6 protein-coding genes and 1 pseudogene are annotated in these 5,620 nt (G+C 75.6%); 3 read left to right on the plus strand and 4 right to left on the minus strand.

Features of this window, described 5'->3' with window-relative positions:
* Nucleotides 1-675 (plus strand): 4'-phosphopantetheinyl transferase superfamily protein (locus AB6N24_RS22445; protein ID WP_412871578.1); only part of this gene is annotated, 675 nt, incomplete at its 5' end.
* On the opposite strand, the gene AB6N24_RS22450 is transcribed toward AB6N24_RS22445, so the two are convergent.
* On the minus strand, nucleotides 656-1,300 hold the full coding sequence (locus AB6N24_RS22450; protein ID WP_412871579.1) for a response regulator: 645 nt from the start codon (nucleotides 1,298-1,300) through the stop codon (nucleotides 656-658). The genes AB6N24_RS22445 and AB6N24_RS22450 overlap by 20 nt on opposite strands.
* 178 nt (nucleotides 1,301-1,478) lie before the next feature.
* Between AB6N24_RS22450 and AB6N24_RS22455 the strand changes: the two genes are divergently transcribed.
* Both AB6N24_RS22455 and AB6N24_RS22460 read left to right on the plus strand, forming a co-directional pair.
* The gene (locus AB6N24_RS22455) at nucleotides 1,479-2,798 is read left to right on the plus strand and encodes a sensor histidine kinase (protein ID WP_412871580.1); all 1,320 of its coding nucleotides are present in this window, start codon (nucleotides 1,479-1,481) and stop codon (nucleotides 2,796-2,798) included.
* Nucleotides 2,799-2,942: 144 nt separating this feature from the next.
* Nucleotides 2,943-3,740, plus strand: coding sequence for an AfsR/SARP family transcriptional regulator (locus tag AB6N24_RS22460; RefSeq protein ID WP_412871581.1), 798 nt, complete (start codon nucleotides 2,943-2,945; stop codon nucleotides 3,738-3,740).
* Between the two features lie 64 nt (nucleotides 3,741-3,804).
* Here AB6N24_RS22460 and AB6N24_RS22465 read toward each other — a convergent pair whose 3' ends face one another.
* The 3 genes and pseudogenes from AB6N24_RS22465 to AB6N24_RS22475 all read right to left on the minus strand — a co-directional run.
* Nucleotides 3,805-4,482, minus strand: coding sequence for a DUF5063 domain-containing protein (locus tag AB6N24_RS22465; protein ID WP_412871582.1), 678 nt, complete (start codon nucleotides 4,480-4,482; stop codon nucleotides 3,805-3,807).
* Between the two features lie 13 nt (nucleotides 4,483-4,495).
* Nucleotides 4,496-5,095: a recombination mediator RecR gene (gene recR / locus AB6N24_RS22470; protein WP_034634711.1), complete on the minus strand. Its 600-nt coding sequence runs from the start codon at nucleotides 5,093-5,095 to the stop codon at nucleotides 4,496-4,498.
* Nucleotides 5,096-5,176: 81 nt separating this feature from the next.
* Nucleotides 5,177-5,620 (minus strand): annotated as a pseudogene (locus tag AB6N24_RS22475) (DNA polymerase III subunit gamma and tau); the annotation flags it as partial.

Consider the following 5,620-nt stretch of genomic DNA (forward strand, 5'->3'; position numbering starts at 1 on the left):
GACCGCGACCGCTCGGGGGCCGGCGCGGCCCTCGTCCGGCTCGCGGTGCGGGAGGCGACCGGCGACGACGCCGCGGACGTCGCCCGCCGCTGCCCCGGGTGCGGCGGGACCGACCACGGGCCGACGGAGGTCGCCGGCTCCGGAGCGGCCGACCTCGGCGCCGGGGGCTGGTCGGTGTCGCTCTCGCACAGCGGCGACCTCGTGACGGTCGCCGTCGGGCACGGGGTGGGTGCGGTCGGCGTCGACGTCGAGCAGGCGCGCACCGACGTCCGCACGGTCGCACCGGTGCTGTGCCGCGACGACGAGCTGGCGGCGGACCTCGCCGCTCCGGACCCGCGGGGGGCGCTGCTGACCCGCTGGGTGCGCAAGGAGGCGGTGCTCAAGGCCGCCCGGGTCGGGCTCACGGTGCCCCTGCGCCACCTCGCGACGTCGCCCGCGCACGAGCCGGCGCGCCTGCGGGAGTGGGAGCCGCGCACGCGCCCGGCCGGGCTCGACCTCGCGGGGGTCGCGTGCCACGACCTCCCCGCGGGGGTCCTCGCGGCCGCGGGTGGCGGACACCGCGGCTCGGTGACGGCGCTCGCCGGCGGCGCGGGCCGGCTCGCGGTCCGGCACCGGTGGGTCGGCGCGAGCGAGCTCGAGCGGGTCGCCCCGGCGCTCAGCCCCGCAGGTACGTGAGCACCGCCGCGACCCGGCGCGACGAGGTCGTCGACGGGGGCAGGTCGAGCTTCGCGAGGATGCTGTTGATGTGCTTCGCGACCGCCTTCTCGGTGACGACCAGCTTCTCGGCGATGACGGAGTTGGCGTCGCCCTCGGCCATGCGGGCGAGGACCTCCAGCTCGCGCGCCGTGAGCCGCTCCAGGACGGTCCGGCGGGTGTCCCGGCGCATCAGGACCGCCACGACGTCCGGGTCCATCACGGTGCCGCCGTCGCGCACCGAGCGCAGGGCGGCGACGAACTGCACGTCGTCGAACACCCGGTCCTTGAGCAGGTACCCGACGCCGGAGTCCCCGGTCGCGAGGAGCTCCTGCACGTACAGCTGCTCGACGTACTGCGAGAGCAGCACGACGGGCAGACCCGGTGCACGCGTGCGCGCCTCGACCGCGGCACGCAGGCCCTCGTCGGAGAACGTGGGCGGCAGGCGCAGGTCGAGCAGCGTGAGGTCGGGGCGGTGCTCGTCGATCGCGTCCAGGATCTCGTCGCCGTGCGCGACGGCGGCGACGACCTCGATACCGTGGCTGCCCAGCAGCCGGACGAGCCCGTCCCGGAGCAGGAACTGGTCCTCCGCGAGCACGACACGCATCGGGCGCTCCTCGCTGGTCGGGCCGGTCGGGTGCGAGTGTAGCCAGCACGTCGCACGCCGCGGCCGGCGCCGGGTCACGGCGGTCGACCGGGCGGGCGGCCCGACGGACGGCCGGACGCCGCCGGGGAGTGGTGCGCGCACCACTGACGGGCGGCGCCGCGCCGGGCAGGCTGTCGGTATGGACAGACCACTACTCACGACCGAGGTCACGATGCCGCTCGACGAGCTCCGCGCCCCGCACGCGCCCCGCGCCGGGGTGTACCTCGGCCGTGGGCTCGCGCTCGCCGGGCTCGCGGTGTGGGAGGCGTTCGTGGTGCTGTGGCTCGCGCTCGCCGTGACGCTGGTCGTGGTCGGCATCGGGATCCTGCTCGTCCCGGGGGCGCTCGACCTCGTCCGCTCGGACGCCCGCCGCCAGCGTGCGCTCGCCCTGGGCTTCTCGGGTGTGCGCGTGAGCGAGGACTACCTGCCGCTGCCGCCCGGGGCCGACGCGGGCGGCCTGGGTGCCGCGTGGCGCCGCACCCACGCGATGCTCGGGGACCGCGCGACGTGGGCCGACCTGCTGTGGCACGTGGTGAACCCGATCGTGGGCCTGACGCTCGCGCTGCTGCCCGTCCTCGGCATCGTGCACGGCCTGTGGGGCGTCAGCCTGCTCGTGCTGTGGGAGCCGGTCGTGAGCGCGTGGGAGAACAGCTGGTTCCTGTTCGTGCCGCTGACGGGCCAGGGCTCGGCGGTCGCCGCGGCGGTGCTCGGCGTTCTCGAGATCGTCGCGGCGGTGCTGCTCGCGCGGCCCGCCGTGCGGGCGCACGGCCGCTGGGTGCGGACCGTCCTGTCGCACGACTCGCGCCGGCTGCGGCAGCGCGTGGCGCACCTCGCGCAGAGCAGGACCGACGTCGTCGACCACGAGGCGCAGGAGATCCGCCGGATCGAGCGGGACCTGCACGACGGCGCGCAGGCCCGGCTCGTGGCGATGGGCATGACGCTCACGGCGGCGGAGCGCCTGATCGACGAGAACCCGGCCGCGGCGCGCGCCATGGTGCTCGAGGCCAAGCAGACCTCGGCCGCGGCGCTGACGGAGCTGCGTGAGCTCGTGCGGGGCATCCACCCGCCGGTCCTCGCCGACCGCGGCCTGGTGGACGCGATCCGTGCGCGCGCGCTGGAGTCGCCGCTGCGCGTCGAGGTCCGGTCGACCGTCGAGGGTCGTCCGCTGCCGCCGCTCGAGTCCGCGGTGTACTTCGCGGTCTCCGAGCTGCTCGCGAACGTCGGGAAGCACGCCGACGCGACGACCGTGACGATCGACGTGACGAACGACGACGGCACGCTGCGCGTGAGCGTCCAGGACGACGGGCGGGGTGGGGCCGACGTGGCCCGCGGGACCGGTCTGCGGGGGATCGAGCGGCGCCTCGCGGCCTTCGACGGCTTCCTGGTGGTGCACAGCCCGGTGGGCGGGCCGACGACCGCGAGCATCACCGTGCCCTGCCGGCTCGCGACGTACTCCTGAGTACTCTCGTCAGCTGAGATGGATGGCATGTTCACTGCGGGTTCACCTGGGTTTGCGGTAGACATTCAGTCGGCGTCGCTCGCAGGGGGCAGCCGCCAGAGGACACAGGGGACCTTCACGGTGCGCATCAATCTCTTGGGACCGATGTCCCTGCAGTCCGGCGACCACACGTGCTCGATCAGCTCCCGGCAGGTGCGCACGCTCCTCGCGCTGCTCGCGCTCTCGCCCGGCCGGGTGCTGTCGACCGACTGGCTCGTCGCCGCGCTGTGGGACGAGGCCACGATCGCCAACTCCCGCAACGCGCTCCAGGCCACCGTCACCCGGCTGCGCCGCCACCTGCGCGGGTTCAGCGGGACGCTGCCGCTGCTGCGCACCTCCTACGGCGGCTACGTGCTCGACGTGACACCGCTCGACGTCGACGCGTTCCAGTTCACCGCGATGCTCGACCGCGCCTCGGCCCTGCGCCACGAGGAGCCGACCGAGGCGCTGCGGCTCACGCACGCCGCCCTCGCGCTGTGGCGCGGCCCGGCGCTCGAGGGCGTCAACGACCTCTCGGCGTTGCGCGCCGAGCAGGCGCGGCTCGAGGAGGGGCACGTCGGCGCGCTCGAGATGTCCGCGGAGCTCCGGCTCGAGCTGGGCGACACCCGCACCGTGCTCAACGACCTGCGCCACCTCGTCGAGATCCACGCCGACCGCGAGCGGCTCGGCGAGCTCCTCATGGTGGCCCTGTACCGCAACGGTCAGCAGAGCGAGGCCCTGGACGTGTTCAACCGCATCCGCGTGCGGCTGCGGCACGAGCTCGGGATCGACCCCGGCCGCGGGCTGCGCTACCTCCAGCAGGCGATCCTCTCGCAGGACCCGACGCTCGAGCTCAGCAGCGGGCTGGACACGCTGCGCAGGCTCTCGGGCGGTCGCGCCCCGCACGCCGCCCTCACGTTCTGAGCCGACCGCTCCGGCGGCTCAACGCTGCGGGCGCCGGCGGCTCACCGCTGCGGGTGCCGGCGGCTCACGGCTGCAGCGCGTCGTACTCCGCCTCGGCGGCCACGTCGTCCTCGACGTCGAGCCGCAGGTGACCCAGCACGACCTGGAGCACGCGCAGGACGCTCGACGCCCGCTCCCCCCAGCTCGACAGGTACGAGAACTGCCACCACCACAGCGCCTCGAGCTCCTGGCCCTGCTCGTGGTGGCGCAGGCCCTGGACCAGCGCACCCGCGATCGCGACGAGCTCGCCCGACAGCGTCGAGCCCGTGACCTCGGCGCCGAGGACCGGGTCCACGACCTCGGCGTACTCGTCGATGCCCTCGAGCACGTTCGCGAGCGCGACGCGCAGCGGGTCGACGTCCGGGTCGGGGCCGATGTCCGGCTCGTAGCGGTCCGGCGGCACGACGTCGACGATCGCGCCGAGCCGAGCGCCGACCGCGAGCGCGTCCGACACCGCGAGCAGCAGCAGCGGGATCGCGGCCTCGGGGTTCGTGCCGGCGCCGACCTCGGTGATCGTCGTCAGGAAGCTCCGGGACTCCTCGGCGACCGACTGCGCGACGCCGAGCAGGTCCGCGAGGTCCTCCTCGACCGCGGGCGGGGTCACCGCCGCGCGCCCGGGCTCGCCGCTGAGGTCCACGCCGGGCAGGTCCGCCCCGGCGACCGCGCCGCCGTCGGCCGGGCCCTGCGTCGTCTCGTCCGCCATCGTCGCCACTCCCCTACGCGCTGATCCGTCGTCGGCCCTCGAACGCCCGGCCGAGGGTCACCTCGTCCGCGTACTCGAGGTCCCCGCCCACCGGGAGGCCCGACGCGAGCCGGCTCACCGTGAGGCCCATCGGCACGAGCATCCGTGCGAGGTACGTGGCGGTCGCCTCGCCCTCGACGTTCGGGTCCATCGCGAGGATCACCTCGGTGACCGTGCCGTCCTGCAGGCGCGTGAGCAGGTCCTTGATGCGCAGGTCGTCCGGCCCGATGCCCGCGATCGGGTTGATCGCGCCGCCGAGCACGTGGTACTTGCCGCGGAACTCGCGCGTGCGCTCGATCGCGACGACGTCCTTGGGCTCCTCGACGACGCAGATCGTGGTCGGCGAGCGCCGCGGGTCGCGGCAGACGCGGCACTGCGGCTCCTGCGACACGTTCCCGCAGACCTCGCAGAACCGGACGCGCGCCTTGACCTCGGTCAGGGCGTCGACCAGCCGCCGCACGTCCGCGGGGTCCGCGGCGAGCACGTGGAACGCGATGCGCTGCGCGCTCTTGGGACCGACGCCGGGCAGCCGCCCGAGCTCGTCGATCAGGTCCTGGACCGCACCCTCGTACACACGCCCACCCTACGTGCCCCGCGACCCCGCGGACCCGGAGCGCGCCGGTCCACCGCGACCCGCTCGCGCCGGCGGGCGGCCTCAGCCCATCGGGTCGTCGGTCTGCTCGTCGATGATCGTGCCGCCGAGGAGCTGGGCGACGAGCGGCGCGCCCGTGAGGCCCGACGTCGCGAGGTCGGGGTCGTCGGGCGACGGGAAGTCCTCGACCGGGGCGTTGCGCGTCGCACCCCGGCTCGCGGCGTAGGCGCGCTCGGCGGCGACACGAGCCGTGACGGGGGGCTGGGCGGGTCCGCCGGCGCCGGCACCGCCCGGACCGCCGGCGGCACCGGCGCCGCCTCCGCTGGGACGCCCGCCCGAGGCCGAGCCGCTCGGGCGTGCGGGCGGCGCGTCGTCGTACGGGTCGTCCGCCGGCGGGATCGGGATCCCCGCATAGGGGTCGCCGTCGGCCAGGTCGTGCGGCGGCTCGGGCACGCCCGGGTCGTCGTCGTACGGCGCGGGTCCCCCGGCGCCCGGGCGTCGCCCAGC

Origin of the sequence: Cellulomonas jepli, assembly GCF_047229345.1 — a bacterium.
Classification (GTDB): Bacteria; Actinomycetota; Actinomycetes; order Actinomycetales; family Cellulomonadaceae; genus Cellulomonas_A.

What these genes read in the sequence shown, in the direction of transcription:
- AB6N24_RS22450 (WP_412871579.1), bottom strand. Translation starts at nt 1,300, where the DNA reads ATGCGTGTCGTGCTCGCGGAGGACCAGTTCCTGCTCCGGGACGGGCTC.
- AB6N24_RS22455 (WP_412871580.1), top strand. Translation starts at nt 1,479, where the DNA reads ATGGACAGACCACTACTCACGACCGAGGTCACGATGCCGCTCGACGAG.
- AB6N24_RS22460 (WP_412871581.1), top strand. Translation starts at nt 2,943, where the DNA reads ATGTCCCTGCAGTCCGGCGACCACACGTGCTCGATCAGCTCCCGGCAG.
- AB6N24_RS22465 (WP_412871582.1), bottom strand. Translation starts at nt 4,482, where the DNA reads ATGGCGGACGAGACGACGCAGGGCCCGGCCGACGGCGGCGCGGTCGCC.